Annotated in this window: 23 protein-coding genes; 10 read left to right on the forward strand and 13 right to left on the reverse strand. The window is 74.1% G+C overall.

All coding sequences use genetic code 11. The features are described 5' to 3' along the window. Positions 1 to 308, reverse strand: a 308-nt coding sequence (locus IE217_RS34970; RefSeq protein ID WP_229865687.1) for a hypothetical protein, incomplete at its 3' end; no start/stop codon positions are given. Between the two features lie 457 nt (positions 309 to 765). Between IE217_RS34970 and IE217_RS29450 the strand changes: the two genes are divergently transcribed. The 3 genes from IE217_RS29450 to IE217_RS29460 all read left to right on the forward strand — a co-directional run bounded on the left by IE217_RS29450 (position 766) and on the right by IE217_RS29460 (position 4,137). After that, positions 766 to 1,545: a DUF1684 domain-containing protein gene (locus IE217_RS29450; RefSeq protein ID WP_190181002.1), complete on the forward strand. Its 780-nt coding sequence runs from the start codon at positions 766 to 768 to the stop codon at positions 1,543 to 1,545. 242 nt (positions 1,546 to 1,787) lie between these two features. Continuing rightward, a complete protein-coding gene (locus IE217_RS29455) occupies positions 1,788 to 2,693 on the forward strand; it encodes a S1 family peptidase (RefSeq protein WP_190181003.1) in 906 nt (301 codons plus the stop codon). A 364-nt stretch (positions 2,694 to 3,057) separates the two neighbouring features. Next, positions 3,058 to 4,137, forward strand: a complete 1,080-nt coding sequence (locus tag IE217_RS29460; protein WP_190181004.1) for a S1 family peptidase — start codon at positions 3,058 to 3,060, stop codon at positions 4,135 to 4,137. Between the two features lie 179 nt (positions 4,138 to 4,316). Here IE217_RS29460 and IE217_RS29465 read toward each other — a convergent pair whose 3' ends face one another. Beyond that, positions 4,317 to 5,450, reverse strand: coding sequence for an ABC-2 transporter permease (locus IE217_RS29465; RefSeq protein ID WP_229865689.1), 1,134 nt, complete (start codon positions 5,448 to 5,450; stop codon positions 4,317 to 4,319). Between the two features lie 209 nt (positions 5,451 to 5,659). Between IE217_RS29465 and IE217_RS29470 the strand changes: the two genes are divergently transcribed. Together IE217_RS29470 and IE217_RS29475 are read left to right on the forward strand one after the other, a co-directional pair. After that, entirely contained in the window at positions 5,660 to 9,277 is a 3,618-nt protein-coding gene (locus IE217_RS29470) for a DNA polymerase III subunit alpha (protein WP_190181005.1), read from the forward strand. Further along, a complete protein-coding gene (locus tag IE217_RS29475; protein ID WP_190181006.1) occupies positions 9,274 to 10,248 on the forward strand; it encodes a DNA polymerase Y family protein in 975 nt (324 codons plus the stop codon). Before IE217_RS29470 ends, IE217_RS29475 begins: the two co-directional genes overlap by 4 nt. Positions 10,249 to 10,251: 3 nt before the next feature. Here IE217_RS29475 and IE217_RS29480 read toward each other — a convergent pair whose 3' ends face one another. Next, entirely contained in the window at positions 10,252 to 10,626 is a 375-nt protein-coding gene (locus IE217_RS29480) for a cupin domain-containing protein (protein WP_190181007.1), read from the reverse strand. Between the two features lie 100 nt (positions 10,627 to 10,726). On the opposite strand from IE217_RS29480, the gene IE217_RS29485 reads away from it, so the two are divergent. Continuing rightward, positions 10,727 to 11,173: a MarR family winged helix-turn-helix transcriptional regulator gene (locus IE217_RS29485; protein WP_190181008.1), complete on the forward strand. Its 447-nt coding sequence runs from the start codon at positions 10,727 to 10,729 to the stop codon at positions 11,171 to 11,173. A gap of 175 nt (positions 11,174 to 11,348) precedes the next feature. Further along, positions 11,349 to 12,209 carry an esterase/lipase family protein gene (locus IE217_RS29490; protein ID WP_190181009.1) on the forward strand — a complete coding sequence of 287 codons (861 nt, stop codon included), beginning with the start codon at positions 11,349 to 11,351 and terminating at the stop codon, positions 12,207 to 12,209. Positions 12,210 to 12,273: 64 nt separating this feature from the next. Here IE217_RS29490 and IE217_RS29495 read toward each other — a convergent pair whose 3' ends face one another. Together IE217_RS29495 and IE217_RS35150 are read right to left on the reverse strand one after the other, a co-directional pair. Then, complete coding sequence (locus IE217_RS29495) at positions 12,274 to 13,344, reverse strand: lytic polysaccharide monooxygenase auxiliary activity family 9 protein (protein WP_190181010.1); 1,071 nt, start codon at positions 13,342 to 13,344, stop codon at positions 12,274 to 12,276. Between the two features lie 241 nt (positions 13,345 to 13,585). Continuing rightward, on the reverse strand, positions 13,586 to 13,720 hold the full coding sequence (locus IE217_RS35150) for a hypothetical protein (RefSeq protein ID WP_268249184.1): 135 nt from the start codon (positions 13,718 to 13,720) through the stop codon (positions 13,586 to 13,588). A 150-nt stretch (positions 13,721 to 13,870) separates the two neighbouring features. Between IE217_RS35150 and IE217_RS29500 the strand changes: the two genes are divergently transcribed. Continuing rightward, a complete protein-coding gene (locus IE217_RS29500) occupies positions 13,871 to 14,488 on the forward strand; it encodes a class I SAM-dependent methyltransferase (protein WP_229865690.1) in 618 nt (205 codons plus the stop codon). A 55-nt stretch (positions 14,489 to 14,543) separates the two neighbouring features. Here IE217_RS29500 and IE217_RS29505 read toward each other — a convergent pair whose 3' ends face one another. Both IE217_RS29505 and IE217_RS29510 read right to left on the reverse strand, forming a co-directional pair. Continuing rightward, entirely contained in the window at positions 14,544 to 15,053 is a 510-nt protein-coding gene (locus IE217_RS29505) for a ribonuclease FAU-1 family protein (RefSeq protein ID WP_190181012.1), read from the reverse strand. After that, positions 15,034 to 15,963 carry a GNAT family N-acetyltransferase gene (locus IE217_RS29510; RefSeq protein WP_190181013.1) on the reverse strand — a complete coding sequence of 310 codons (930 nt, stop codon included), beginning with the start codon at positions 15,961 to 15,963 and terminating at the stop codon, positions 15,034 to 15,036. The genes IE217_RS29505 and IE217_RS29510 overlap by 20 nt, the downstream gene beginning before the upstream one ends. Before the next feature lie 80 nt (positions 15,964 to 16,043). On the opposite strand from IE217_RS29510, the gene IE217_RS29515 reads away from it, so the two are divergent. Continuing rightward, positions 16,044 to 16,412, forward strand: a complete 369-nt coding sequence (locus IE217_RS29515; protein ID WP_190181014.1) for a GntR family transcriptional regulator — start codon at positions 16,044 to 16,046, stop codon at positions 16,410 to 16,412. Positions 16,413 to 16,440: 28 nt separating this feature from the next. Here IE217_RS29515 and IE217_RS29520 read toward each other — a convergent pair whose 3' ends face one another. Both IE217_RS29520 and IE217_RS29525 read right to left on the reverse strand, forming a co-directional pair. Next, positions 16,441 to 17,214, reverse strand: coding sequence for a DUF72 domain-containing protein (locus tag IE217_RS29520; RefSeq protein WP_190181015.1), 774 nt, complete (start codon positions 17,212 to 17,214; stop codon positions 16,441 to 16,443). Between the two features lie 41 nt (positions 17,215 to 17,255). Then, positions 17,256 to 18,350 carry a DUF5925 domain-containing protein gene (locus IE217_RS29525; protein ID WP_190181016.1) on the reverse strand — a complete coding sequence of 365 codons (1,095 nt, stop codon included), beginning with the start codon at positions 18,348 to 18,350 and terminating at the stop codon, positions 17,256 to 17,258. Positions 18,351 to 18,518: 168 nt separating this feature from the next. Between IE217_RS29525 and IE217_RS29530 the strand changes: the two genes are divergently transcribed. After that, positions 18,519 to 19,940: a glycoside hydrolase family protein gene (locus IE217_RS29530; RefSeq protein ID WP_190181017.1), complete on the forward strand. Its 1,422-nt coding sequence runs from the start codon at positions 18,519 to 18,521 to the stop codon at positions 19,938 to 19,940. Between the two features lie 57 nt (positions 19,941 to 19,997). Here IE217_RS29530 and IE217_RS29535 read toward each other — a convergent pair whose 3' ends face one another. Genes IE217_RS29535 through IE217_RS29550 form a run of 4 tightly spaced genes read right to left on the reverse strand, consistent with a single transcriptional unit; the run spans position 19,998 to position 26,332 of the window. Then, positions 19,998 to 23,702, reverse strand: coding sequence for a lipopolysaccharide biosynthesis protein (locus IE217_RS29535; protein WP_190181018.1), 3,705 nt, complete (start codon positions 23,700 to 23,702; stop codon positions 19,998 to 20,000). Next, on the reverse strand, positions 23,695 to 24,498 hold the full coding sequence (locus tag IE217_RS29540) for a polysaccharide deacetylase family protein (protein WP_190181019.1): 804 nt from the start codon (positions 24,496 to 24,498) through the stop codon (positions 23,695 to 23,697). Before IE217_RS29540 ends, IE217_RS29535 begins: the two co-directional genes overlap by 8 nt. Beyond that, complete coding sequence (locus IE217_RS29545; protein ID WP_190181020.1) at positions 24,495 to 25,514, reverse strand: glycosyltransferase family 2 protein; 1,020 nt, start codon at positions 25,512 to 25,514, stop codon at positions 24,495 to 24,497. Before IE217_RS29545 ends, IE217_RS29540 begins: the two co-directional genes overlap by 4 nt. Continuing rightward, the gene (locus IE217_RS29550) at positions 25,511 to 26,332 is read right to left on the reverse strand and encodes a glycosyltransferase family 2 protein (protein WP_190181021.1); all 822 of its coding nucleotides are present in this window, start codon (positions 26,330 to 26,332) and stop codon (positions 25,511 to 25,513) included. Before IE217_RS29550 ends, IE217_RS29545 begins: the two co-directional genes overlap by 4 nt. Between the last annotated feature and the right edge of the window lie 255 nt (positions 26,333 to 26,587).

Raw genomic sequence — 26,587 nt, forward strand, 5'->3', positions numbered from 1 at the left:
TCGCCGAACTCGCCGTACTGGGACGGGACTCGGGTCAGAAGCACGGGTCCGGGCAGGGCCATCCCGTGCGCGTGGCCGACGCCACCGATGCGGCTCGGAGTGCGGCGGCACGGTACGCCGACGTGGCGCTGATGCGCGCGGCCCGGTTCACGCAGGCGGGCACCTTGCGGGGCCAACTGCACGTGGGCGTGGCCGAGTCGGGCCGTGACTCCGGTGTCCCGCGGGTGCTGGTCAGCCTGCTCGTAGGCCTGGGCGACGGCGAGCTCGCGGCCGGGCGGGGCCACGGCGGGGCGGGCCCGGACACCCACCGCACGGAGGGCGTTGTACCGGGCGGCCCGGTCGACCGCGCCGAACTGGTCGCCACCTGGCGCCAGGACGGGCCGCCGACGGCTCTACCTAGTGCCCACCGAGTCGCGCCGCGACCTGGAGCGCCTGGTCGACGCCACCGTGGCCCTGCCCCGGCGCCGCGTTCCGTTCCGCACCTCCTGCAGTCGGCGGCACCCTGCGCGAGCACGCGGGGCTCGCCCGCCCCGCGGGACGGTACGCCGTCACCGGGGGGAGCGGCCTCGTGACCGGCCCGCAGGGCCATCCGGCCGCCGTCCGGACGGGGGATTGGGGCCCGGAGCGCCATCCCCGGGCGGACGCCGCCCGACTCCGCCGCGCGGACGGCGCCGACAGGGGCGCACCGCGCACGCAGTACCGGGGCACCCCAGTGCGCTCGCGCCCCGGTTTGGCCGCCCGGCCGCGCATGGAAGGGTTGATCACATGACGGACGCATCCGATCAGTGGAAGCAGTGGCACGAGCGCCGCACCGAAACGGTGCCGGCGCCCTGCGGCCCGCTCGCGCTGACCGGCACGCACTGGCTCGCGGACTATCCGGACGGTCGAATTCCGGACATCCCCGGGTCCTGGGCGGCCGACGGCGGCGCGGTCGTGCTCACCGCCGCCGCCACGGACGGGCCGACCGTCGACGGCCGGCCCGTCGCCGGCCGGGTGCGGCTGGAGCCGGACACCGGTCCGGTGGCCTCCCCCCGGGTGGCGCTGGGCGAACGCCGGCTGGTCGTGCTGGTCCGCGAAGGGGCGTGGGGCGTGCGCGACTACGACCCCGGCGCCCCCGCGCGCCGTACGTTCCGCGGCGTCGCCGCCACCGCGTACGACCCGGACCGGGCGGTGCCGGGGCGCTTCGCGCCGTACCGGGAGAGCCGTACCGTGCGTGTGCCGAACGCGGCCGGGCGCGGCCGGGGCCCGGCCCTCGACGGGGAGCCGGCCTGCGAACTCGGCGGGGAGCGGCGGACGCTGAGGGAGGCCCGGCGGCCGGACGGCTCGCTGTGGGCGGTGTCCGCCGACGCCACCAGCGAGGACGGCGGTTTCCGGTTCCGTTTCCGGTACGCCGGGGCTCCCGACGTCGAGGGGCTGACCGCGGTGGACCTCAACCGCGCGCAACTGCCGCCGTGCGCGTTCGCCGGCCACTTCGCCCGCCCCTTCCCGCCGCCCGGGAACACCCTAGGCCTGGCGATACCGGCCGGGGAGCGCACCCTGCTCTGAGGCGACTTCCCGGCTACTGACGGAGCGTCAAAGCACCTTTATCGCACACAGACCACTCGGATCGCACAGACCCGCACGGCCGAAAGGCACCCTTGCGCCGACCGGCCGTTCGGCCGAATACTCCCCCTCAGCGCTTGTCAGGGGCACGGCTTGTCCGGAATCCGGACGCGCGCCCCCCTGGCTGCGCCTCACGGGCCCCGACCCCACGCGGGCCCCCGACTTCCTTTGTGGAGGACCGAAAAGTGAGGATCAAGCGCACCACCCCCCGCAGCGGCATCACCAGACGGACCCGGCTGATCGCCGTGGCCACCGGCCTGGTTGCCGCCGCCTCGTTCGCGATCCCCAGCGCGAACGCGTCCGACACCGGAACCTTCAGCGCCGCCCAGCTCACCAAGGCGAGCGACTCGGTGCTCAAGGCCGACATCCCGGGCACCGCCTGGGCGGTGGACAGCAAGACCAACCGGGTCGTCGTCACCGTCGACAGCCGGGTCTCCCAGGCGGAGATCGCCCGGATCAAGCGGCAGGCGGGGACCAACTCCGGTGCCCTGACCATCAAGCACACACCGGGCAGGTTCAACAAGCTGATCTCCGGCGGCGACGCCATCTATGCGAGTAGCTGGCGCTGCTCGCTGGGCTTCAACGTCCAGGACTCCAGCGGCAACTACTACTTCCTGACCGCCGGTCACTGCACCGACGGCGCCGGCACCTGGTGGTCGAACTCCTCGCACTCGACCACGCTCGGCACCACCGCCGGCTCCTCCTTCCCCGGCAACGACTACGGCATCGTGCGCTACACCAACAGCTCGGTGACCAAGTCGGGCGCCGTGGGCAGCGTGGACATCAAGAGCGCGGCCACCCCGTCGGTCGGCACCACCGTCTACCGCCGGGGCTCCACCACCGGCATCCACAGCGGCCGCGTCACCGCGCTCAACGCCACGGTCAACTACGGCGGCGGCGACGTCGTCTACGGCCTCATCCAGACCACGGTCTGCGCCGAGCCCGGCGACTCCGGCGGCCCGCTGTACTCCAACAGCGGCATCGCCTACGGCCTGACCTCCGGCGGCAGCGGCGACTGCACCTCCGGCGGCACGACCTTCTTCCAGCCGGTCACCGAGGCACTGAGCGCCTACGGGGTCCACGTCTACTGACGTCCCGGAGGGAACCCGGCCGCCGCGCGCACGGCCGGGAAGCCGGAGCCGGCATCGGTGCCCCCGCACGCGACCCAGCGTGCGGGGGCTTTCCCTCGCCCGGCCGGGGGCCGGTTTCAGGACAGGACCAGACCTCACGGACTGTTGACCGGTCGCTCGCACGGGGTGTTTGCAGTGCGAACGCGGCCTTGGTGACCTCGTACGCTCAAGGCATAGGGGGCGTACGCCGGTTGACGTACGGGCGTCCAGAACTCGACCTTGTGTGCTCCTGGCGGGCATCGGAATAGTAGGCGCCGTTCAACCGCCTTCCGGCCCGTGAGGTCCCCACAACCTCCCGGACCGGTCCCCCACAGGAGGAAGCAAGTTGAAGCACCGACGCATACCCCGGCGCCGTGTGGCCGTGGCGGGCGCGGGAATCGCCGCCCTCGTCGCCGCCGGTCTCACCTTCCAGAGTGCGAACGCCAGTGAGCCCGCCAAGGCCCCCACGGCCCGCGTCCTGTCCGCCCCCGCGGCCGGAAAGCTCGCCTCGGCCCTGCTGAAGGACCTCGGCGCCGACGCGGCGGGCACGTACTATGACGCGCGGGCCAGGAGCCTGGTGGTCGACGTGCTCGACCAGAGCGCGGCCAAGGCGGTGGAGCGGGCCGGGGCCAGGGCGAGAGTCGTGGCGAACTCCCTCGCCGAACTCGAGGGCGCCCGTACCACGTTGAAGAAGGACGCGGCCATCCCCGGCACCTCGTGGGCGACCGACCCCGTCACCAACAAGGTCGTCGTCACAGCGGACAGGACGGTCTCCAAGGGGCAGTGGGCCAAGCTGTCCGAGGTCGTCGGCCGGCTCGGCGCCAAGGCCGAACTCAAGCGTTCCAAGGGGCAGTTCAAGCCCTTCGTCGCAGGCGGCGACGCCATCACCGGCTCCGGCGGGCGCTGCTCGCTCGGGTTCAACGTGGTCAAGGACGGGCAGCCGTACTTCCTCACGGCCGGGCACTGCACCCAGGCCATCTCCACCTGGTCCGACCCCAGCGGCCAGGTGATCGGCGCCAACGAGCGGTCCAGCTTCCCGGGCACCGACTTCGGCCTGGTCAAGTACACCGCGGACGTCGACCACCCGAGCGCGGTCGACCTCTACGACGGCTCCTCCCAGCAGATCACCAAGGCGGGCGAGGCGACCGTCGGCGAGCACGTCACCCGCAGCGGCTCGACCACCCATGTGCACAGCGGCACGGTCACCGGCCTCGACGCCACCGTGAACTACTCCGAGGGCACGGTCAGCGGGCTCATCCAGACCGACGTGTGCGCCGAGCCGGGCGACAGCGGCGGCTCGCTGTTCGACGGCGACACCGCGATCGGCCTGACCTCCGGCGGAAGCGGCGACTGCACCTCCGGCGGCGAGACCTTCTTCCAGCCAGTCACCGCGGCGCTCTCGGCGACCGGGAGCCGGATCGGCTGAACCCGCCCGCCACTGAACGTTCCCGAGAACACAGGCACCCCCCACGGGATCCTCCGGGATCCGTGAAGGCCCCGCCCTCGCGCGTGAGCGCACGAGAGGGCGGGGCCTTCGCGCGCCGGGCCTTCGCGCGCCGGGCCTTCGCGCGCCGGGCCTTCGCGCGCCGGGCCTTCGCGCGCCGGTCAGCCGGCGCGGTCCGGGTCGGTGAAGGTGTCGTTCCTGGGCCGGCCGCCGGCGGCGCGAGGGGCGGGCTCGTCGGGCCGGCCGCCGGCGCCGTCCCCGGTGGGCTCCGGCTCGTACGGCCGCTCCTGTCCGAGTTCCCCCTGCCCCCCTTCGCGTTCCCGCCGCTGCCGTTTCTGCCGCAGGGCCGCCGCCAGCAGGGTCAGGACCACCCCGGCGGCCGCCCAGGCCGCCAGCACCAGCAGGGAGGACGTCAGGGCGTTGCTCCGGAAGTACGCGATCGAGCGGGCCGCCCAGGTGCCCGCGCCCGGTGGCAGCGCCGGGCCGATCGCCCGCCAGAACGGCGGCAGCATCGGCAGCGGGAAGGCGCCGCCCGCGCTCGGGTTGCCCGCGATCACCACCAGCAGGATCGCCAGGCCGATGCCGACGATGCCGAAGATCCCCTGGAGGGCCAGGGTGGCGGCGCCCACCGCGAAGGTGACCAGCGCCCCGAGCCCCCACAGCTGGAGCACCCCGCCCGGCAGCGCGCCGAGGACCGGCCCCACGATGACCGCGCCGCCCAGCCCGCCGACGGCCGCGACCAGCGCCATCGCACCCAGCCGGATCGCCGCGCGGCGCGGGTTGGCGGGCCGTGCCCCGGCGCTGACGGCGAGGATCGAGGCGCACAGGTACCCGCCGACGCTCCAGCCCACGACCAGGTAGAAGGACGACAGCCCGTCGAAGTCGCCGGGGGAGGCCGGGGCCACGTCGACCGTGCGCACCGTCCGCCGCTCGGTGCGCTCCACGGCGGTGAGCAGGTTCTCCAGGGCGGTGGCGAGGACGGTGCCGCCGCCGGAGGCGACCAGCAGGGTGTCGGTGGTGCCGGCCGGGTCCACCAGCAGGGCGCCGTCGACGTCCCGGTGCAGGATCTGTCGGCGGGCCGCCGCCTCCCCGGCCACCTCGCGCGGGTCCAGGGGCGAGCCGGGCAGCCGCTCCAGCCGGGCCACGGTCCGCGCGGCCGCCTGCGGCGCGACCACGCCGAAGGGCACGTCCCTGGGGCGCGGCTTGTGCAGCGCGCCCACGTAGGAGGCGATGAACAGCAGCTGGAGCACGACCACGCCGATCACGAGCAGCGTGGCCCGCGGGGTGACGGTCACTCACCTCCTCGCGGAAGGGGCTGAGGCGTCGGTGGGCGTGGGGGTGTGTCATGCCCTTCACGCTGCGTGGCGGGCGGTGTTTGCGCAGGTGGGACACGCCCGAACGGATGTCGTACATACGTTCGGGGATGGGGGTATGGTGGGGAGGAGAGAGTAGGGAACTGATGTTCGAGAGCCCGTCGCGGGCTCACGGCTGCGGGAGGTTGCGGGTGCCGGGCTTCACGCATCTGCACACCGTCTCCGGGTTCTCCCTGCGCTACGGCGCCTCGCACCCGGAGCGGCTGGCCGAGCGCGCCGCCGAGCGGGGCATGGACGCCCTCGCGCTCACCGACCGCGACACCCTCGCCGGCACGGTCCGCTTCGCCAAGGCCTGCGCGGCGGCCGGGGTGCGCCCGCTGTTCGGCGCGGAACTGGCGGTGGCCGGCCCCGAGCCCGTACGGGACGGGGAGCCCGGGCGGCGGGGAGCGTCCGCGGGGCGGGCGGAGCGGCGCCGGGCGCCGGTGCGCGGCGGCGCCTTCATCGACGAGTCGACCCCGCGCGTCACCTTCCTCGCCCGGGACGGCGCCCGCGGCTGGGCCGACCTGTGCCGCCTGGTCAGCGCCGCCCACGCGGCCTCCGGGCCCTCGTCCGCGCCCGGACAGGGGGCGTCCCCGTCCGGCACCCCACTGCTCGGCCGGTCCGACAACCACGCCGACGGCCTGACCGTGCTGCTCGGCCCCGCCTCCGACGTCGGCCGCGCACTGGCCGCCGGCCGCCCCGACCGGGCCGCGCGGCTCCTCGCCCCCTGGCGCGAGGTCTACGGCGACGCGCTGCGCCTGGAGGCCGTCTGGCACGGCCGCGAGGGCACCGGGCCCGGCTCGCTGCGCCTGGCCGCCCGCACCGTGGGCTTCGCCGCCGAGCAGCGGGTGCGGCCGGTGCTCACCAACGCCGTCCGCTACGCCGACCCCGGCCAGGGCCCGGTCGCCGACATCCTGGACGCCGCCCGCCGGCTGGTCCCCGTCGACACCACCAAGGAACTGGACTCCGGCGAGGCGTGGCTGAAGGACCCGGCCGCCATGCTGCGCGCGGCCGAGCGGATCGTCGAGGCCGCGGGCTTCCGGCGCGAGGCCGCCCACCGGCTGCTGGAGCAGACCCGCGCCACGGCCGCCGAGTGCCTGGTCGACCCCGAGGACGACCTCGGCATGGGCACCGTCCACTTCCCCGAGCCGCACCTGGTCGGCGCCGCCCGCCGCACCGCCCAGCGCACGCTCGCCTCCCGGGCGGCGGCGGGCATGGTGCTGCGCGGCTACGCGGGCCGGCGCGACTACTGGGAGCGGATGCACCACGAGCTGGACATCATCGCCCACCACGGCTTCGCCTCCTACTTCCTCACCGTCGCCCAGGTCGTGGACGACGTGCGGAGGATGGGCATCCGGGTCGCGGCCCGCGGCTCCGGCGCGGGCTCCCTCGTCAACCACCTCCTCGGCATCGCCCACGCCGACCCGGTCGAGCACGGGCTGCTGATGGAGCGGTTCCTGTCCAAGCGGCGGACGGTCCTGCCCGACATCGACGTCGACGTGGAGTCCGCGCGCCGCCTGGAGGTCTACCGCGCGATCATCGGCCGGTTCGGCACCGAGCGGGTCGCCACGGTCGCCATGCCGGAGACGTACCGGGTGCGGCACGCCATCCGGGACGTGGGCGCCGCGCTGTCCATGGACCCCGCCGAGATCGACCGGATCGCCAAGTCCTTCCCGCACATCCGCGCCCGCGACGCCCGCGCGGCCCTCGACGAGCTGCCCGAACTCAGGGCGCTGGCGGGGGAGAAGGAGCGGTACGGCAGGCTCTGGGAGCTGGTCGAGGCGCTGGACGCCCTCCCGCGCGGGGTCGCCATGCACCCGTGCGGGGTGCTGCTCTCCGACGCCTCCCTGCTCTCCCGTACGCCGGTCATGCCCACCAGCGGCGAGGGCTTTCCCATGTCCCAGTTCGACAAGGACGACGTGGAGGACCTCGGGCTGCTCAAGCTGGACGTGCTGGGCGTGCGGATGCAGTCGGCGATGGCCCACGCGGTCGCGGAGGTGGAGCGGACCACGGGGGAGCGGATCGACCTGGACGCGGTGCCCGAGGGCGACCCGGCGACGTACGGGCTGATCCGCTCGGCCGAGACCCTCGGCTGCTTCCAGATCGAGTCGCCGGGCCAGCGGGACCTGGTGGGGCGGCTCCAGCCGGCCACCTTCCACGACCTGGTGGTCGACATCTCGCTGTTCCGGCCCGGGCCGGTCGCCGCCGACATGGTGCGGCCGTTCATCGAGGCCCGGCACGGGCGGGCGCCGGTGCGCTATCCGCACCCGGACCTGGAGGAGCCGCTGCGGGAGACGTACGGCGTCGTCGTCTTCCACGAGCAGATCATCCACATCGTGCACCTCATGACCGGCTGCGGGCGCGACGAGGCCGACCGGGTGCGGCGCGGGCTGTCCGACCCGGAGTCGCAGGGGCGGATCAAGGTGTGGTTCGCGCAGCACGCGGCGGCCAGGGGGTACGACGCGGAAACGATTCGCCGCACCTGGGAGATCGTCGAGGCCTTCGGTTCGTACGGCTTCTGCAAGGCGCACGCGGTGGCCTTCGCCGTGCCGACGTACCAGTCGGCCTGGCTGAAGGCCCATCACCCGGCCGCCTTCTACGCGGGGCTGCTCACGCACGACCCCGGGATGTACCCCAAGCGGCTGCTGCTGGCGGACGCGCGGCGGCGCGGGGTGCCGATCCTGCCGCTGGACGTGAACAAGTCGGGAGTCGCCCACCGTATCGAACTGGTGTCTGAATCGAAGGAATGGGGGCTGCGGTTGGCGCTCTGCGACGTGCACGGGATCAGCGAGGCCGAGGCGGCGCGGATCGCGGACGGACAGCCCTACGCTTCGCTGCTGGACTTCTGGGAGCGGGCCCGGCCGAGCCGGCCCGTCGCCGGACGGCTCGCCCAGGTGGGCGCGCTGGACGCGTTCGGCGCCAACCGCCGCGACCTGCAACTGCACCTGACCGAGCTGCACCGCGGCGGCCGGGGCGCGGGCGGCGGCCAACTGCCCCTGGCCGGCGGCCGGAAGACCGCCGCGGCCGGGCTGCCCGACCTCACCGACGCCGAGCGGCTCAGCGCCGAACTGGGCGTGCTGTCCATGGACGCCTCACGCAACCTGATGGACGACCACCGGGAGTTCCTGGCCGAGCTGGGCGTGGTCTCCGCGCGCCGGCTGCGCGAGGCGCGGCACGGGGAGACCGTGCTGGTCGCGGGCGCCAAGGCGGCCACGCAGACCCCGCCGGTCCGGTCCGGCCGGCGGGTCATCTTCTCCACGCTCGACGACGGCACCGGCCTGGTCGACCTCGCCTTCTTCGACGACTCCCACGACGCCTGCGCGCACACCGTCTTCCACTCCTGGCTGCTGCTGGTGCGCGGAGTGGTGCAGCGGCGCGGCCCGCGCAGCCTCAGCGTGGTCGGCTCCGCCGTCTGGAACCTCGCCGAACTGGCCGAACTGCGCGCCGAGGGCGGCCTGGAGGAGGTCGCGGCCCGGCTGGCCCGGCCGGGCGGACCGCCACGGGAGCCGGACGGAGAAGCGGGCAGCGAACCGGGTGCGCGCGCGGGCGGTGACGGCGAGGGCGCGCGGCGGGCCAGGCTCGCCGGTTCCGACGGCCTGCCCGCCCCGGCCGGCTCGGCGGCGCGGGACCCGATGGAGGACGCCCGCGCCCGCAGCATCCGCATGCCCACCGGCTACGAGATGCACCCATGGGCGGATCTGCGGCCCGCGGGCGAAGGGCCCGCGAGCGGAAGGAAGTTGTGGCACCAGAGTCCGGGGAGTGCGGGATGACCATCCTCTGCGTACGTTTCCAGCTGCCGCCGGAGAGCGAGGCGGCCCTGCCGGGGCTGCTCGGGCTCCTGGAGGAGTTCACCCCGGTGGTCGAGGCGCTGCCGCCGGACGGGGCGCTGGCCGATCTGCGCGGCGCCGAACGGTACTTCGGACGGGACGCGGTCGAACTGGCGTCGGTGATCCGGGTCCGCGCCCTCGCGCTGCACGGCGTCGACTGCGCGATCGGCGCCGGGCCGGGCCCGATGCTGGCCCGCATGGCCCTGCGCGGCGCCCGCCCCGGGCTGACCCGCGCGGTGCCGGACGACCCGGACGCCATCGCGGGGTTCCTCGCCGGGCTGCCGGTCACCGCGCTGCCCGGCGTCGGCACGGCGACGGGCCGCACCCTGGACGAGTACGGCCTGGACACGCTCGGCCGGGTCGCCGCCGCACCCCTGTCCACGCTCCAGCGCCTGGTCGGCGCGCGGGCCGGCCGCGAACTGCGCGAGAAGGCGGGCGGCGTCGACCGCGGCCGGGTCGTCCCCAACGGCGTCTCCAGGTCCCTGGCCGCCGAACGCCCCTTCGACCGCGACGAACTGGACCCAGGCCGTCACCGCGGGGCGCTGCTGTCGGCCGCGGAGGAGCTGGGCGCCCGGCTGCGCGCCGTCGGCAAGGTGTGCCGCACCCTGACCCTCACCGTGCGCTACGCCGACCGGTCCGCCACCACCCGCAGCCGCACCCTCGCGGAGCCGACCGCCCACTCGGCCGCGCTCACCGGGACCGCGTACGCGATGTACGAGGCCCTGGGCCTCCAGCGCGCCCGGGTCCGCGCCATCGCCCTGCGCGCCGAGGGCCTGTCCCCCGCCGAACAGGCCTCCCACCAGCTCACCTTCGACCCCGTGGACGAGAAGCTCCGCCGCCTGGAGGAGGTCGCCGACCGCGCGCGGGCCAGGTTCGGCCCCCGTGCGGTGATCCCGGGCACGCTGGCCGCCTGACCCTCAGCCGGCCCACGGAGGGGTGATCCGGGTGCCGTCCTCCAGGCGGGCCTGAAGCCCCAGGGACGTGGTCACCCAGGAGACGGCGGTGCGGTCCGTGGGGTTCTCCACGGCGAACAGCGTGCCGGGGCCGACGATCACCGCGTCGCCCGGGGTGATCCGCTCGGTGCGGCCGTCGAGGGTGACCAGCAGCTCGCCCTCGAGCAGATGGAAGATCTCCTCGTGGCTGACGGTGTGGGCGGGCGCCCTGGTGCCCCCGGGGATCTCGCCGCGCCAGGCGGCCAGTTCACGCGCGCCGGTACGCGCGGCGGCGTACGAGACGAAGCGGGCGCCGTGCATCTCGTGGGTCACGGCTTCGGACGGGCGGACGATAGGCATGGGTCTCCTCCGGTGGATGATGGTCAAGCTGCTTGACTATCCTGCTCGCCACTATGGTCAAGCCGCTTGACCGATACGTCAAGGGTGTTTCAATGCCCTCGTGCAGAACTCCGAGGCCATGGCCCTGTCCGCAGCCCTGCTCGCCGTTGCCGGTGAGCTCACCCATCGCATTCACGACGGGGTCGTGGCGCGAGGGTTCGAGGGGGTCAGGCCGGCGCACGGGTTCGCGTTCGCGCGGCTGGCCCCCGGTGGCGCGACGGTCACCGAGCTCGCCGCCCACCTCGGCGTCACCAAGCAGGCCGCCAGCCAGCTCGTGGACGAGATCGTGCGCAAGGGCTACGCCGAGCGGCGGCCGCATCCCGACGACGCGCGGGCGCGGCTGATCGTGCTGACCGAGCGGGGGTGGGCCTGCACGCGCGCTGCGGAGGAGGCGGCCGCGGAGGCCGTGCGGGCGTGGGGCGCCGTCGCCGGTGAGGCGGAAGTACGGGAACTGGGGAGGCTGTTGGGGCGGATCGCGCCCTATGGGCCCGTGCGACCCGCCTGGTGACGTTTCGTCAGAGTCACTATCACAGCCCCCGGTTACCACTGGAAGTTTTTTACTGACCCGTAACTTCACACTTCCACTACTCGCCCGTAACTTGGCGAGTGAACAGCATCCTCGTGATCCGGATCACAGGGCCCCGTGCCGTCGCACCTCCCTTGAGCCGCAAGGAGATCACACGATGCTGCCCATCAAGCGCGTCCTCAGACCGCTGGCCGCCCTGCTCCTGGCCGCCGCCGTCGCCACCGTCCCGGCCGCCACCGCCACCGCCTCGGACGCCCCCACCTCGGGCTGGAACGACTACAGCTGCAAGCCCTCCGCCGCCCACCCCCGCCCCGTCGTCCTCGTCCACGGCACCCTCGGCAACTCCGTGGACAACTGGCTCTCCCTCGCCCCCTACCTGGAGCACCGCGGGTACTGCGTCTTCTCCCTGGACTACGGCCAGTTGCAGGGCGTCCCGCTCTTCCACGGCCTCGGCCCCATCGACAAGTCGGCCGCGCAGCTGTCCGACTTCGTCGACAAGGTGCTCGCCGCCACCGGAGCCGGCAAGGCCGACCTCGTCGGCCACTCGCAGGGCGGCATGATGCCCCGCTACTACCTGAAGTTCCTCGGCGGGGACGCCAAGGTGAACTCCCTCGTCGGCATCGCGCCCGACAACCACGGCGCCACCCTCAGCGGCCTGACCAACCTGCTGCCGTACTTCCCCGGCGCCGGGGACCTCATCTCCGCCGCCACCCCCGGCCTCGCCGACCAGATCCCCGGGTCCGCCTTCCTCACCAAGCTCAACGACGGCGGCGACACCGTGCCCGGGGTGCACTACACGGTCATCGCCACCAAGTACGACGAGGTCGCCACGCCCTGGCGCAGCCAGTACCTCAGCGGATCCGACGTCCACAACGTGCTGTTGCAGGACCTGTGCCCGCTCGACCTGTCCGAGCACGTGGCGATCGCACTGCTCGACCGGATCGCCTTCCACGAGGTGGCCAACGCGCTCGACCCGGCCCACGCCACCGCCACCACCTGCGCGTCCGTCTTCAGCTGACGTGCGTTTCGGGGCCTGTCCGGCCTGAGCCGCCGGACAGGCCCCGCGTTCGGGTGCGGCCGCCTCAGCGGCCGTGCCTGCCGCCGGCGCCGTTCGCGCGCCGGCGCACCGAGGCGAACAGGGCCGCGGAGCCCAGCGCCAGGGCGGCCGCGCCGCCGACCGCGACGTACGGGGCGCTGCCGTCGCCGCCGGTCTCGGCGAGGCTCCCGGAGGCGCCGTCGGCCTTCGGCCGGCCTGCGGCGGGGGCCGCGGCCGACGTGGAGGCGCCGCCCCGCGCCGCGTGTTCCGCCGCGTGTTCCGCCGTGTGCTCCGTCGCCGGGGACGCGGCCGCCCCCCTCGCCGGGTCCCCGGTCGTACGGGCGTCGGCGTCACCGTGGCCGTGGTGCTCGACCGTCGACCGTCCCGCGCCGTCCTCGATCTGCCGCTCGGTCGGCGCGGACGCGGCCGGCGCGGGCGACGAGCCGCCGGCAGCGCCGCCGTTGCCCCCGCCACCGCTGCCGCCGCCGAACGTCACGTCCGAGCAGGAGTAGAAGGCCTCCGGGCTGTCCGAGCGCTGCCACACCGCGTACAGCAACTGCTTGCCGGTGCGCTCCGGGAGCGTGCCGGAGAACGTGTAGAAGCCGCCCTGGGCGACCGGGTCGACGGCCGTCGCGACCGGGTGCGCCAGGTCCAGGTCCGCCCAGGCCAGAGGCTTCGACGGGTCGTACCCCGGCTTGGTGAGGTAGACCTCGAAGGTGCCCTTGTGCGGGGCGGTCACGCGGTACTTGAAGGTGTACGGGCCGCTGCTCACCGCGGTCGCGGGCCAGTCCGCGCGGGGCAGGTCGAGGCCCTTGAACTCCTCGTTGCCCGCGCTGCACAGCCTGCCGTCCGGTACGAGCTGCTGGTGCCGTCCGTTCGCGTCGCCGATCCGGATGCCGTTCCAGTCGTAGAGCGCCTGGGTGCCGCCGGCCGCGACCGCCGCCCGGCACGCCGCCGACCTCGGATTCTCGGGGCCCTCCGCGTAGCACTGGGCGACCCGGCTGACCGGGTCGCCCATGGTGCCGTGCGCGGACGCGGGCGCGGCGGCCAGCGCGGTCAGGGCGAGCGGCGCCAGGCCGAGGGCGGCGAGCGTGACGGCCGTACGGCGTGCGGGCATGGGGGAACTCCTCGGAACGGTCCGCGAACGGGGAGAACGGGGAACCGGCGGCGCGGGCCAGGGCCGCGGACCGGATCCCGTGGGGGTGATCAGAAACTAGCCCCACCGGACCGTGAAATCGCCTGCTGGAGGCGGTTGGGAGGGATCCTTATGCTCGCGTTAAGGACGGGCTGAGGCTGCGCTCAGGCTGCGCCCGTTCACGCGGCGAAGTCGAAGGGTCTCATCGCGCGACCCGCGCCTGTCATGCGTCCGGCCACCAGGTGCGCGCGATGTCCTTGCGCACCTCGGGGCGTCCGGCGGGACGTTCGTCGGCTTCCTCACGGACCCGGCGCGTGTCCGTCTTCCTCAGGGGCTTCCGCACTGTCATACGGCGCATGGCTGCCTCCTTCGTGCCTACCGGGTTCCGTGTTCTCACGGAGGTAGACCTTGCGGGCGAGAGTTCCTCATCGGTGCGGGTCTGTCTGTGGCCGCGGTCACCAATCGGTTGTCAGTGGCGGGTGTCACTCTGGGACGCATGAGTGAAGGCATGGCAACCGATGGTGACGGGACCGTGGCGGGTGCCCCGGTGGACTGGGACGCGCAGGCCGCCGTCTTCGACGACGAGCCGGATCACGGGCTGCGCGATCCCGGAGTGCGGGCCGCCTGGGCCGAGCGGCTGCGCGGCTGGCTGCCCGGCCGCCCCGCCGAGATACTCGACCTCGGCTGCGGCACGGGCAGCCTCTCGCTCCTCGCGGCCGAGCAGGGCCACTGGGTGACCGGCGTCGACCTGTCCCCGGCCATGGTGGAGCGGGCCCGCGCGAAGCTCGCGGGCCGCGACGCGGTGTTCCTGACGGGCGACGCGGCGCACCCGCCGGTGGGCGAGCAGCGCTTCGACGCCGTGCTGGTCCGCCATGTGCTGTGGGCACTGCCCGACCCCGCCCGCGCGCTCAGGCACTGGCGGGGGCTGCTGAGGCCCGAGGGGCGGCTCGTCCTCGTCGAGGGCGTCTGGGGGAGCGTCACGCCGGTCGGCATACCCGCGGACCGGCTTCTCACTCTTCTCACGCCCCTCGCGCGGGACACACGCCTCGACCGCCTGTCGGCCGACGCCCGGCTGTGGGGCCGCGAGGTGGACGACGAGCGGTACGCGGTGGTGGCGCGGGTGTGAACTCCCGGCGGTCCGACGGCGGTCCGACGGCGGTCGGCGGCTCCGAGGCGGGCGTTCAGCCCAGCAGCGCCTCGAAGCCGCCCTCCCGGGCCAGCGCCTCCAGTTCGTCGAGGGCGGCCAGGGCGGCCGCGGCGGCCGGCGGATCGGTGCGGCTCAGACCGCTCTCGGCGAACTCGTCCTCGTCCAGGCGGCGTACGTCACGGCCGTCGGCGGAGCGCCACAGGTCCAGGTCGAGGTCCTCCACGACGAGTCGCCCTCCGGCGCGCGTGGCGGGCCGGGTGACGTCGCAGTACCAGCCCTTGAGCGCCCCTCGCCCGTCGCGGACCTCCTTCACAGAGTACCACCGGTCGCGCCAGTAGTACTCGGTGAAGACGTCGCCCGGTTCGAAGCGCACGAAGCCGAAGTCGCGTACGCCCCCGCCCGCCCAGGACGCCCGGACGGCGATCCGCGTGCCGTCGTCGGCCAGCAGCTCGGCCGGGTAACTGATCTTCGTACGCCCGCCTTTGACCAGGACGACGTCCACCAGGCCGCTCGCGGGGGCCGGTTCAGCCGAGTTCGCGGACATACCGCACCTCCGTCGCGCAGACCTCGTACCCGAACCACTCGTTGATCGCCAGCATCGGCCCGTTGCCCGCGTCGTTGCCCGTGAACGCCTCGGTGAACCCGGCGGCGCGGGCGCGGTGCAGCGAGTCGTTCTTGGCGAGCTTGGCCAGGCCCCGGCCTCGGAAGGCGCGGGCGGTGCCCGTCATGACCGTGCCGTACCGGGTGCCGCCGTCGGTGCGGGCGGCCGAGAAGGCGGCGGGGCGGCCGTCGACCAGCGCCACGGAGGTCAGCTCGGGGCTGAACAGCGGGTGCCGCCAGGTCTCCTCCAGCCAGGCCTCGTAGTCGCTGAACTCGGTGTCCACGTCGCTCGGTTCGTCCGCCGTCGTCTCCGCGTCCAGCTCGAACAGCGGGCGCGGGTCGGCCGCGAAGTCCGAGCCCCGGCGCAGCTCCACACCCGGCGGCGGGGGCGCGAGCGGGGGCAGGGCGCCGTCCGCGAGGTCCAGGCGCAGGAAGTGGGCGGAGCGGCTGGCGCGGTAGCCGTGCAGTTCGGCGAAGGCGCGGTTGCCCGGCTCGTCCAGCACCCAGGCGAACAACCGCCTCGCCCCGTGCGCCGACAGGTGCTCCTCGGCGGCCCGCACCAGCAGCGTGCCCGCGCCGCGCCGCGTGTGGCGGGGGTCCACGTACACGTTGACGTTGCCCTGGCCGGGCTCGGGGCTCTCGTGCGTCAGGTGCACCTGCGCCGTGCCGATCACCTCGCCGTCGGCCACGGCGATCAGCGGACGGTAGTGGGCGTCGGGGTGCATACGCGTGAGGTCGTGGGTCAGGGACTCGGCGGTGACCAGCAGGAAGGGCAGCGCGCGGTGCCGCACGCGGGCGAAGCCCTCGAGGTCGGCCCGCGCGTCGGGACGAAGGTCGCGGACGATCACAGTCATGGAGGCGCACGCTACGGCGGCGAGGGACAACGCGCCTCCCATTTTCCGCGGGCGCGGGACCGGTGCGGGACAATCACCCCGTGACCTTGAAGATCCACATCGAGGAGGGCGCACCGCCCTACGAGCAGGTGCGCGCGCAGATCTCCGAACAGGCGCGGTCGGGCGAGCTGCCGGTGGGCCACCGGCTGCCCACGGTGCGGGGCCTGGCGGAGTCGCTCGGCCTCGCCGCGAACACCGTGGCCAAGGCCTACCGGGCGCTGGAGACGGACGGGGTGATCGAGACGCGCGGCCGCAACGGGACGTTCGTGGCCGCGGCCGGCTCCGCTGCCGAACGGGAGGCGGCCACCGCGGCGCAGGCCTACGCCGAGCGGGTGCGCAGACTCGGACTGGGCGAGGAGGCCGCCCTGTCCGCCGTACGGGACGCCCTGCGCGCGGCCTACGGTGGCTGACCGGCCGCTCACAGGGGCTCGCGGGCGCTCACGGCACGGCCGGCAGCCGCCTGGGCGTCCGCGTCACCGCCAGGCCCGCCCTGCGCGCCGCCCCCGCGAACACCATGGCGTCCCGCACGGCCGCGCCCGTCGGGTCGTTGTTGAAGTACGCGAACACATCCGCCCCGTCCGGATACGCCGTCGCGATGCGGTCCACCCACGTCTCCAGGGACCGCCGTCCGTAGTGCGGCCACGCCCGGGCGCGGCCCACGTGGAAGCGGACGTAGCCCCAGCCGGCGGTGCGCCACAGCGGGGTCACCGGGCGGGCGTGGGCGTCCGCCCAGCACAGGGCCGCGCCCCGCGCCCGGAGGACCTCGCGCACCTCGGGCGTCCACCACGACTCGTGGCGCGGCTCGACGGCCACCCGGGCACCCGCGGGGAAGCGGGCGAGGCAGGCGTCCAGCAGCCCCGGATCGGCGCGCAGCGTCGGCGGCAGCTGGAGCAGCACCGGGCCGAGCCGGTCGCCGAGGCCGGCCGCGTGGGTCATCAGGCGGTGCACCGGCTCCCCGGGTTCCTTCAGCCGCTTGATGTGGGTCAGGAAGCGGCTCGCCTTGACGGCGACGGTGAAGTCCGGCGGCACCCGCTCCCGCCAGGCCTCGAAGGTCTCCCGCGCCGGCAGCCGGTAGAACGCCTTGTTGAGCTCCACCGTGGCGAACGCGCCCGCGTACTCCTCCAGCCACAGCCGCGTGGGACAGCCCTGCGGGTACAGCACGCCCTGCCAGTCCTTGTACTGCCAGCCCGACGTCCCCACGAACAGGGTCATACGCCCATCAAAACACCCGCGGCCGCCCGCCACCCGCCGCGCTACAGGTACAGCCCCGCGTCCGCGCCCTCGCGCGGCTCCGGCAGGGCCGTCGGCGAGGTGCCCCGGCGCAGCGCGTACAGCTCGGCCAGGCTCGCGCCGTCGCGGCCGACGCCCTCCTCGGTGCCCAGCCAGCCGACCGCCTCCCGGCGGGTCAGCCGGCCCACCTCGATGCGGGCCAGGCAGCGGCCCGGGCGGACCACCGCCGGGTGCAGGCGCTCCAGGTCCTCGTTGGTCGTCACGCCCACCAGCACGTTGCGCCCCTGGCCGAGCAGGCCGTCCGTCAGGTTGAGCAGCCGTGAGAGCGCCTGGCCGGCCGTGTGCTTGGCCTCGCCGCGGATCAGCTCGTCGCAGTCCTCGAGCAGCAGCAGCCGCCAGCGGCCCTTGCCCGCTGCGTCCTCCTCGCCGATCGCGATGTCCATCAGATAGCCGACGTCGCTGAACAGGCGCTCGGGGTCCAGCACGCAGTCGACCTGGCACCAGTCGCGCCAGGAGCGGGCCAGGGTGCGCAGCGCCGAGGTCTTGCCGGTGCCCGGCGGGCCGTGCAGCAGGAGCAGCCGGCCCGCGATGTCCTCGGGCGTCGTCTTCATCAGGCGGTCCATGGCGTCCGCGACCGGGGCGGTGTAGTTGGCCCGGATCTCGTCCCAGGTGCCCGCGGAGATCTGGCGGGTGGTGCGGTGCGGGCCGCGCCTGGGGGAGACGTACCAGAAGCCCATCGTCACGTTCTCCGGCTGGGGCTCGGGTTCGTCGGCCGCGCCGTCGGTGGCCCGGTCGAGGACCCGCTTGGCCAGGTCGGCGCTGGTCGCGGTGACCGTGACGTCGGCGCCCCGGTTCCAGCGGGAGACCAGCAGCGTCCAGCCGTCGCCCTCGGCCAGGGTCGCGCTGCGGTCGTCGTCGCGGGCCACGCGCAGCACCCGGGCGTCCTCGGGCAGCAGGGTGGCGCCGGAGCGCACGCGGTCGATGTTCACCGCGTGCGAGTACGGCTGCTCGCCCGTCGCGAAGCGGCCGAGGAACAGCGCGTCGACGACGTCGGACGGCGAGTCGGAGTCGTCCACGTTGAGCCGGACCGGCAGTGCGTCGTACGGGTTCGCGGGCATGCCGCCATGATCCGTCACCCGGCCGCCGCGCGCACCCTGTTTCCCGGCCGCGCCCCACGTGTCGGACGGCGCACCCGGTGAGATGCCGGTGAGATCCCGGCGGCTCGGCCGGCCGAGCCTGCCCAAACCCTGTCCGAGGGGTGGATTCCGCCCCTACTGTTGTCCTTGATGGGACGTCATGGGTGGAATTCGGGGGCGGGGCGGTGGCGGCTCACCGCGCTGCTGGGCGTGGGCGCGGCCCTGGCGGCCCTGGTGGTGGCCCTGCTCAACGCGCTGCCCGGCGGCGCGAGCACCGAGGGCACCACACGCGACGGCGGCAGGGCGCACGGCACCCCGGCGACCCCGCGCGACGCCGGCGAGCCCTACGTCGGCTGGGGCTTCACGCACACCCGCTTCAGCGCCGACGAGGGCAGCGCGGCGGCGACCGGCCGGGTCGAGCGGCTGCTGTCCCAGGGCGGCGGACTGCCGCAGAACCAGGCGATCATGGGCTGGGGCGCCGACAACCCCGAGCCGGTGAAGGGACGTTACGACTTCGCCGCCCTCGACCGGCGCGTCGACTTCGTCCGCGCCTCCGGCGGCGTCCCGGTGATCACCCTGTGCTGCGCCCCGGACTGGATGAAGGGGGGCCGGGCCGGCGCCGGCAACACCGACTGGAGCCAGGCGGCCCTGGAGACCGCGCCGACGCCCGGCCACTACGGGGACTTCGCCGCGCTCGCCGCGACCGTCGCCGAACGCTACCCGGACGTAAGCCACTTCATCGTCTGGAACGAGTTCAAGGGCTTCTGGAACGACGCCGAGGGCCGCTGGGACTACGAGGGTTACACCGAGCTCTACAACCAGGTGTACCGGGCCCTCAAGCGGGTGAACCCGAGGATCATGGTGGGCGGCCCCTATCTGGTCATGGACAGCGTCGGCCCGCGTCAGAAGGACGACGCGTCGGCCTCCCTGCGCGGCCCCTGGGGCGCCATGGACCAGCGGGTCCTGGACGCCTTCACGTACTGGAACACCCACAAGGCGGGCGCCGACTTCGTGGTCGTCGACGGCTCCAGCTACACCAAGGACGACGAGCTGCTGCCCGACGAGTTCGCGGCCACCGACAAGCTCACGGCCGTCGGCCGCTGGGTGCGGCGGCAGACCCACGGCCTGCCGCTGTGGTGGGCCGAGTACTACGTCGAGCCCGCCGACGGCCACGACGACCGCAAGGGCTGGACCGAGCAGCACCGCGTCGCCGTCCAGGCCGCCGGAATGATCGCCATGGTCAGGGGCGGCGCCTCCTCGGGCTTCTACTGGAACCCCGAGGAGGAGAAGGGCGCCGGCTGCCCCGGCTGCCTGTGGACGCCCACGGCCGCCGCCGGCGGCGGACAGGCCCTGCCCATGTACGGCCTGGTGTCCCGCTTCGGCCGGGCGTTCGGGCCAGGCGCCGGGTTCGAAACGGTCCCGGTCGCCCCGGACGACGTGCCGGACCTCCGTGTCCTGGCCACCGACCGGACCGTCCTGGTGGTCAACACCCTCGACCGGACGATCAGCGCGCAGGTCGACGGCAAGCGGTTCGAGATGAAGGCGTACGAGGTGAAGTGGCTCCAGCGGTGAGGCCCCGGCGGTAGACGCCCCGCCCGGGCCGCTTCTCCTTCGCCCCGGCGGTCGCGCTCAGCCCCGTCCCATCGTCACGAACCGCTGCACCAGCGAGGCGAACAGCACCGCGAGCAGCGGCAGCGAGAACCAGAAACCGCCCTGCAGCCACCGCAGCCGCCGCACGCTCGGCCGCATCGCGACCCGGACCGCCTCCCGGGCGGTGAGCATCACGACCAGCACGAGCGCCGCCAGTCCGCCCACCACTGACCACGGCGTCCACGTCACCTTCGGCCCGACCGGCCCCGGCCGCGGACGCGGCACGGCGCCCGGGGGCCGCTCGCGCAGCGCGTACATGGTCACGTCGCCGTTGGCCAGCACCCTCCTCAGCTCCGGCCGCGCGTCGAGGTTCCTCACCAGCCGCGACTCCCAGGTCGCCGAGTAGCCCACGTCCATCCGCAGATAGGCGACCTGACCGGCGCCGACCATCAGATACGAGTTCGGGCCGGCGTCCTTCAGCGATGTGACGAGCCCCGACACCAGCACCGGGTCGGCCGGCGCCAGGGTCGGCACGTAGTCGACGCGCTCCATGTCCTTCGCGCCCCACGGCATGGCCGGGGTGACGTCGGTGACCGGGTCGTTGCTCAGCCACAGCAGCCGTACGCTCGGCCTGTCGTGGGCGTACACGTAGTCCATGGCCGCGACCTCGCCGGGCCGGATGCGCTCGAAGGACTCGTTGCCCCAGCGGGCCACCAGGAAGCCGCCCATGAGCAGCAGGCCGGCCAGGAGCGCGGCGACCGGCGCCAGGCTCGCCCGGTCCTTCTCGCGCTCCCCGTCGGTGACACCGGCCCTCGGGAACAGGGCGAGCCCCGCGAGCAGTCCCGCGCCCGGCAGCGCGAACATGAAGACGCGCAGCGCCATCTCGCCGCCGTAGGACTGCATGCCGAAGCCGAGGAACGGCACGAAGGTCAGCACCAGCAGCGACCGCTCGCGGTACTGGTGCCCGCGCCGCCGCCACCAGCCCCAGCAGGCGGCCGCCATCACCGCGCCCGCCAGCAGCACCCGTGTGTAGAGCACCAGTTGGTGCGTGGTGTCGCCGCCCTGGATCCGGCCGGAGACGGAGGTCGACACGTTGCTGCCGACCCCGCCGACCCCGCCGAACAGCTCGTCGAAGTGCCCGGACCAGTACGGCTCGGCCATGAAGCCCAGCCAGAACACCACCAGCACGGTGAACAGGATCGGCAGGCCGCGCAGTTCGCAGCGGCCGGCGAGGACCAGCGCGGCCAGCACGCCCAGCATGACGAACGGGGTGAGCTGGTGGGCCGGGACACTGGCCGCGAACAGGCCGATCACCACCGCCAGCAGCACGGCCCGCTGCCGCCGGTCCGCCGGCTCGACCTCGGCCTCGCCGGGCCGCGCCCTGGTCCACAGCACGCGCGGCGCCCGGAACCACACCAGCAGGATCGCCACGAAGGCGAGGTAGAGCAGGTAGGTGAACCCTTGCGGGGAGAAGTAGTCCTGCCCCACCCAGCTGCTGAGCACGAAGATCCAGATGCCGGTCCACCTGGCCCGCCAGCTCGCCCGCATCGAGCGGGTCAGCAGGAACATCGGTGCCAGGCACAGGAGTTGCATGGTCAGCGGCCACCAGCGGATGACCTCGGTGAAGTCGCTCAGCCCGCAGGCCCGCGCGGCGAACGCGGCCACCGCGAAGAACCCGGGCCAGCTCCACCGCGCGTCCAGGTACGGCACGGCCGAACCGGTGCGGTCGATGTAGTCGAGGAAGCCCAGGTGCTGCCAGGCGGTGGCGAACCTCGGCTCGGTCTCGATCACGGCGGGCAGCGCGTGCAGGGACACCACCGTGGCGAGCACCGTCACCAGCAGCAGCGTCCGGTGCTCGCGGCGCAGCCACAGCAGCGCTGCGAACACCGTGACCAGCAGCGCCGCCCCGGCCAGCGTCGCCGGGGGCAGTACGGAGATCAGACCGAGCCCGCCCGTCCGGGCCAGGTCGGAATCGTCCAGCCGCAGCGCGGGCACCCAGTACAGCAGCAGTGCGGCGGCCAGCAGACAGCCGAGGACGGCACCGGTGACCGCCCGGTCCGGTAGGGCGGTCCGCTCCGGTACGGCGGTCCGCTCCCCGGCGGTGGCCGGGGCCTGAGGCACGACCCCCCGCTCCTCGGCCGCGAACGGGGCGTCCACCTCCCACTCGTCGCGCGGTCCGGGCCCGGGCACGGCGATGCCCGCGGGCGGGGTGCCCGGGCCCGGCCGTACGTCGGGCCGGCGCTCCACGTGGTCGAAGTCGACGTGGATGCCGAGGGCGAGGGTGTCGGACTCCACCGCCCGGGCCGGGCGCCGGTCCGGGGCGGCGGGGACCTCGCGCGCCCCCAGGTCGGCGAGGTCCCCGTCGGGCGCCGCGTCCTCGGGGACGGCGGCCGGTGCGGCCCGGACGGTGCGGTACAGCCTGGGCGCGGCGATGGCGACGATCACCGCGAGGCTGGAGATCTCGGCGACGCCCGCGCCGGTCAGCCCCATGCGGGGCAGGAGCAGCAGTGTCAGGCCGAGCACCAGCACGCACAACAGGCCCTGGAGCCAGGCGAGTCCGGCGGTGCGGCTCTGGGCGCGCAGCACCGCGAAGTACGTCTCCATCACGACCCGCAGCAGCGCGCCGACGGCGAACCAGCGCAGCAGCGGGGTGGCCGCGTGGGCGTAGCCCTCGCCGAAGACGTGCAGGATCCGCGGCGCCAGCAGGAACAGCAGGCCGCAGATCGGCACCATGATCCTGGCCATCCGCCTGAGCGCCGCCCGGGTGTTGGCGGCCAGCCGCGCCGGGTCGTGGGAGCCCTCGACGGTGAGCGAGGCGCCCATGTTGATGGCGAGCAGGTTGACCGTGCCGCCGATGGTGGTGGTGATGTAGAAGTAGGCGTTGTCCTCGGAGCTGACCTGGGAGGCGATGATGACCGGCACCAGGTAGACCACGGCGAGCGAGAACAGCGAGCCGGTGTAGTCGCCGGCCAGGAAGCGCCCGATCTCCCGTGTCGTGGGCGGGCTCGCGTGGCCCTCGGTCGCCTTCACGTGTCGGGGCACCAGCCGCCGGAACACCAGCCAGCCCAGCGGCACGACGGAGAACGCGATCGCCATGCCCCAGGAGGCGAACACGCCGGTCGTCGGGATCACGGCGGCCAGCCCCACCAGCAGCGCCAGCTTCACCGCGGAGAACACGGTGTTGCCCACCGGCACCCAGGGCGCGCTGCGCAGCCCGGTCAGCACGCCGTCCTGGAGGGTGAGCACGTTCCAGGCCGTCACGATCACGACGAAGCCGAGGCCGTTCAGGAGCCCGTGCAGGAAGCGGTAGGAGGGCCCCCAGGTGTCGAGGGTGAGCAGGAAGACCCCGGCCGCGCACGCCACGATCAGCGAACTGCCCAGATAGGTACGGGCGATGAGGCGTCCGGTGGAGCGTCCGGCGACCGGGATGAAGCGGGCCAGGGCGCCGGTGAGCGTGACCGCCGTCAGGCCCGCCAGGAGCTTCATGGCGGCGATCGCGGCCGAGCCCTGGCCGACGGCCGAGTCGGAGTAGTAGCGGGCGGCGACCAGCCAGTAGCCCAGGCCCAGCACCGCGGAGATGCCGGTGTTGAGCATCAGCGCGTAGGCGTTGCGGAACAGCTGGTTGCCGCCCGCGGGGCCGCCCCGGCCGGGCAGCCGCAGGCGCAGCCCGCGCCCCGGCTGTCCGGACGGCTCGTGCGCTCCGGAGTGTTCCGACGCCTCAGTGGTGGTCGTGGTGTCAGACACGGGTACCGATGGCCTTCCCGCGGATCCGTCGTGCTCTGCGGACCAGGGCGTAGCCCTTGGTCAGGGCGCGGTCCCCGGCGAAGTCCCGGGCGATCGCGCGGCCCCTCACGAGCCGTTCGAACTCCTCGGTGGTGGTGCCGCGCCGCACGGTGAGCCGCCGCAGGGCGTACGGGCCCTGTGCGCGGCGCGCCAGCCCGTTGCCCACGGCGAGCGCCTGCCGGTAGCCGGCTCCCCGCACCCGTGCCCGCACCCGCCGGCTGGAGTAGCCGTAGGGGTAGGCGAAGGAGACGGGCGCGGCGCCCAGTTCGGCGGCGACGATCTCCTTGCAGCGGATCAGCTCGGACCACAGCGTGTCGTCGTCGAGCTGGTCGAGCTGCGGATGGGTGTGGCTGTGCCCGCCGATCTCCACGCCGGCGGCGGCCAGTTCGCGCACCTGGTCCCAGTCGAGCATGGTGTCCAGGCCGCCGCCCGTGTCGTGGGCGCCGCGCAGCCAGCCGGTGGACACGAACAGCGTGGCCTGGAAGCCGTGCCCCTTCAGCACCGGCAGGGCGTGGCGGTGCACGCCCTCGTAGCCGTCGTCGAAGGTGATCAGGACGGGGCGCGGCGGCAGCGGCGCGGAGCCCGGCGAGCGCCAGTGGGCGGCCAGGCCGGCGGTGGTGACCGGGTGGAAGCCCAGATCGTCGAGGACCGCCGCCTGCTCCGCGAACGCCTCCGGCGTCACGGACAGCCTGCGCGTGGCCGCGTTGGGCTCGCGCGCGACCGCGTGGTACATGAGCACCGGCACGGGCGTGTTCATACGGTTCCCCCTTCCTGGCCGTCGCCGGTCTCCCGGGCGCCGTCGCCGATCTCCACGACCCGGAAGGCCGTGCGGCCCCGGCGGCCCCTGAGCGTGCCGACGGCGTAGCCGCCCGCCGCGGTGAGCACCCCGGCGACGATCGCGCCGGCCCGGCCAGCGCCGCCCGGCCGGCCCAGCAGCGCGTCCCGCAGCCCGCGGGCCACCCCGGCGGGCAGCACCCGGGTGGTGTAGCGCCGCTCGGACTGAAGGCCCTTGTCCGCACCGACGCTGCGCGCCACCAGGGCCTTGGACAGCCCCTCGGCCCAGGTGCGGGTGCGGAAGTAGCGGAAGTGCTCGCGGGCGCCGGGCACCCGGTGGTGGATGACCGCGCGGTCGTCGATCAGCAGGACCGCCTCCGGACGGGCGCGGCCCAGCCGGATGCACAGCTCGGTCTCCTCGCAGCCCAGCGGCCGCTTGTCGCCGTCGCGTCCGATGCCGGTGGCGAAGCCGCCCGCCGCGTCGAACGCCGTACGCCTGAAGGAGGCGTTGCCGCCGAGCACATTGCGCACCCGGATCCGGCCCGGGGGCAGCCCGCGGTAGCTGCAACCCACCACCCAGTCGAACTCCTCGGGGAACCAGGAGGGCCGGCGGCCCGAGGCCCAGACCGGCACGGTCCGGCCGCCCACGGCCATCACGCGCGGGTCCGCGTAGCCCTCGGCGAAGCGGCGCAGCCAGTCCCGCTCGGCGACCGCGTCGTCGTCGAGGAAGGCGACGACCTCGCCGCGGGAGGCGGCGATGCCGGTGTTGCGCCCGGCGGACAGCCCGCGCGGGCCCGCGTTGGCGAGCACCCGCACGTCGCCGGCCTCCTTGTACTCGCCCGTCAGACGGTCCAGCAGCGCCGGGTTGTGGTCGACGACCAGCAGGGTCTCCAGGGCCGGCCGGGACTGCGCCCGCACCGAGGAGACCGCCGCGAGGATGTCCTCCCAGCGGTCCTCGGTGTAGACGCAGATCACGACGGAGATGCCGGGATCGCTCAAGACGCCTCTCCCGGGAACGAGTCCAGCAGGGGGGAGTGGCGTTCCCTGCGGCGCAGCTCACGCCGGTTGGAGCGCTCCCTGAGGATGACCCTCAGCACCCGCAGCCCGTCCCGCACCGCGCGCAGATTGCTGGCGCCGTGGATGCGCAGGTACTCGTGGCTGGGTATCTCCTGCACCTTCAGACCGGCCTTGACCACTCTGATGTTCATGAGCGTCTCGACCTCGAAGCCGGTGCAGTCCAGCTCGATCTTGTCCAGGCAGTGCCGCCAGAACGCGTTGTACCCGTAGCACAGGTCGGTGTACCGGGCGCCGAACTTCCGGTTGACCACCGCGCACAGGACCCGGTTGCCGAGCTTGCGGACGAAGGTCATGTCGTCGGTGCCGCCGCCGTTGGCGAAGCGGGAGCCCTTGGCGAAGTCCGCGCCCGAGACGAGTGCGGAGACGTAGCTGACGATCTCGCCGCCGTCGGCCGAGCCGTCCGCGTCGACCATCACGATGATGTCGCCGGTGCACGCCTCGAAACCGGTGGTCAGCGCGTCGCCCTTGCCCCTGCCTCGCTGCGGGACGACCCGCACCTTCGGCCAGAGCTCACGGGCCACCTCGATCGTGTTGTCGGTGGAATTGCCGTCCACGAGAACGACTTCGTGTATCCAGTCGGGAAGTGTCTTGAAGACGTACGGGAGATTGGCCGCCTCATTCATCGCGGGAATCACCACGCTCACCGGTGGCGCGATGGCCAGGTGAGAGGAGACCGGGCGGTACGGGGAAGCCGTTAACGGATCCTGGCCCGACGGAGGCGGGTGGAGAACTGAGCTCACGAGTCTTGGTCCCTCTCGTCCGGCGGACCGCCCGCCCCTGGGCGGCCCTGGCTGTGTGTCCGGTTCGAAAGGGGGGTTTCCGCCCACCCGGGACAGTCGGAGGCGAACTCCGGGCATGCCGGGTGAGCTGGCAAAAGCATGCCGGACCACCGTGTTCGACGGCGGCCGGTCGCGCGGCACGGCCCGGTCACCCCCTCGGGCCACCGGGCACGGCACCCCCCTACCGCGCCCCCGCGCCGGCATGTCCCGGTCCTC

Origin of the sequence: Streptomyces naganishii JCM 4654 (genome assembly GCF_014650575.1) — a bacterium.
In the GTDB taxonomy this organism is placed as follows: domain Bacteria; phylum Actinomycetota; class Actinomycetes; order Streptomycetales; family Streptomycetaceae; genus Streptomyces; species Streptomyces naganishii.

What these genes read in the sequence shown, in the direction of transcription:
- IE217_RS29450 (WP_190181002.1), top strand. Translation starts at nt 766, where the DNA reads ATGACGGACGCATCCGATCAGTGGAAGCAGTGGCACGAGCGCCGCACC.
- IE217_RS29475 (WP_190181006.1), top strand. Translation starts at nt 9,274, where the DNA reads ATGACCATCCTCTGCGTACGTTTCCAGCTGCCGCCGGAGAGCGAGGCG.
- IE217_RS29480 (WP_190181007.1), bottom strand. Translation starts at nt 10,626, where the DNA reads ATGCCTATCGTCCGCCCGTCCGAAGCCGTGACCCACGAGATGCACGGC.
- IE217_RS29490 (WP_190181009.1), top strand. Translation starts at nt 11,349, where the DNA reads ATGCTGCCCATCAAGCGCGTCCTCAGACCGCTGGCCGCCCTGCTCCTG.
- IE217_RS29495 (WP_190181010.1), bottom strand. Translation starts at nt 13,344, where the DNA reads ATGCCCGCACGCCGTACGGCCGTCACGCTCGCCGCCCTCGGCCTGGCG.
- IE217_RS35150 (WP_268249184.1), bottom strand. Translation starts at nt 13,720, where the DNA reads ATGCGCCGTATGACAGTGCGGAAGCCCCTGAGGAAGACGGACACGCGC.
- IE217_RS29500 (WP_229865690.1), top strand. Translation starts at nt 13,871, where the DNA reads ATGGCAACCGATGGTGACGGGACCGTGGCGGGTGCCCCGGTGGACTGG.
- IE217_RS29505 (WP_190181012.1), bottom strand. Translation starts at nt 15,053, where the DNA reads ATGTCCGCGAACTCGGCTGAACCGGCCCCCGCGAGCGGCCTGGTGGAC.
- IE217_RS29510 (WP_190181013.1), bottom strand. Translation starts at nt 15,963, where the DNA reads ATGACTGTGATCGTCCGCGACCTTCGTCCCGACGCGCGGGCCGACCTC.
- IE217_RS29520 (WP_190181015.1), bottom strand. Translation starts at nt 17,214, where the DNA reads ATGACCCTGTTCGTGGGGACGTCGGGCTGGCAGTACAAGGACTGGCAG.
- IE217_RS29525 (WP_190181016.1), bottom strand. Translation starts at nt 18,350, where the DNA reads ATGCCCGCGAACCCGTACGACGCACTGCCGGTCCGGCTCAACGTGGAC.
- IE217_RS29530 (WP_190181017.1), top strand. Translation starts at nt 18,519, where the DNA reads ATGGGACGTCATGGGTGGAATTCGGGGGCGGGGCGGTGGCGGCTCACC.
- IE217_RS29540 (WP_190181019.1), bottom strand. Translation starts at nt 24,498, where the DNA reads ATGAACACGCCCGTGCCGGTGCTCATGTACCACGCGGTCGCGCGCGAG.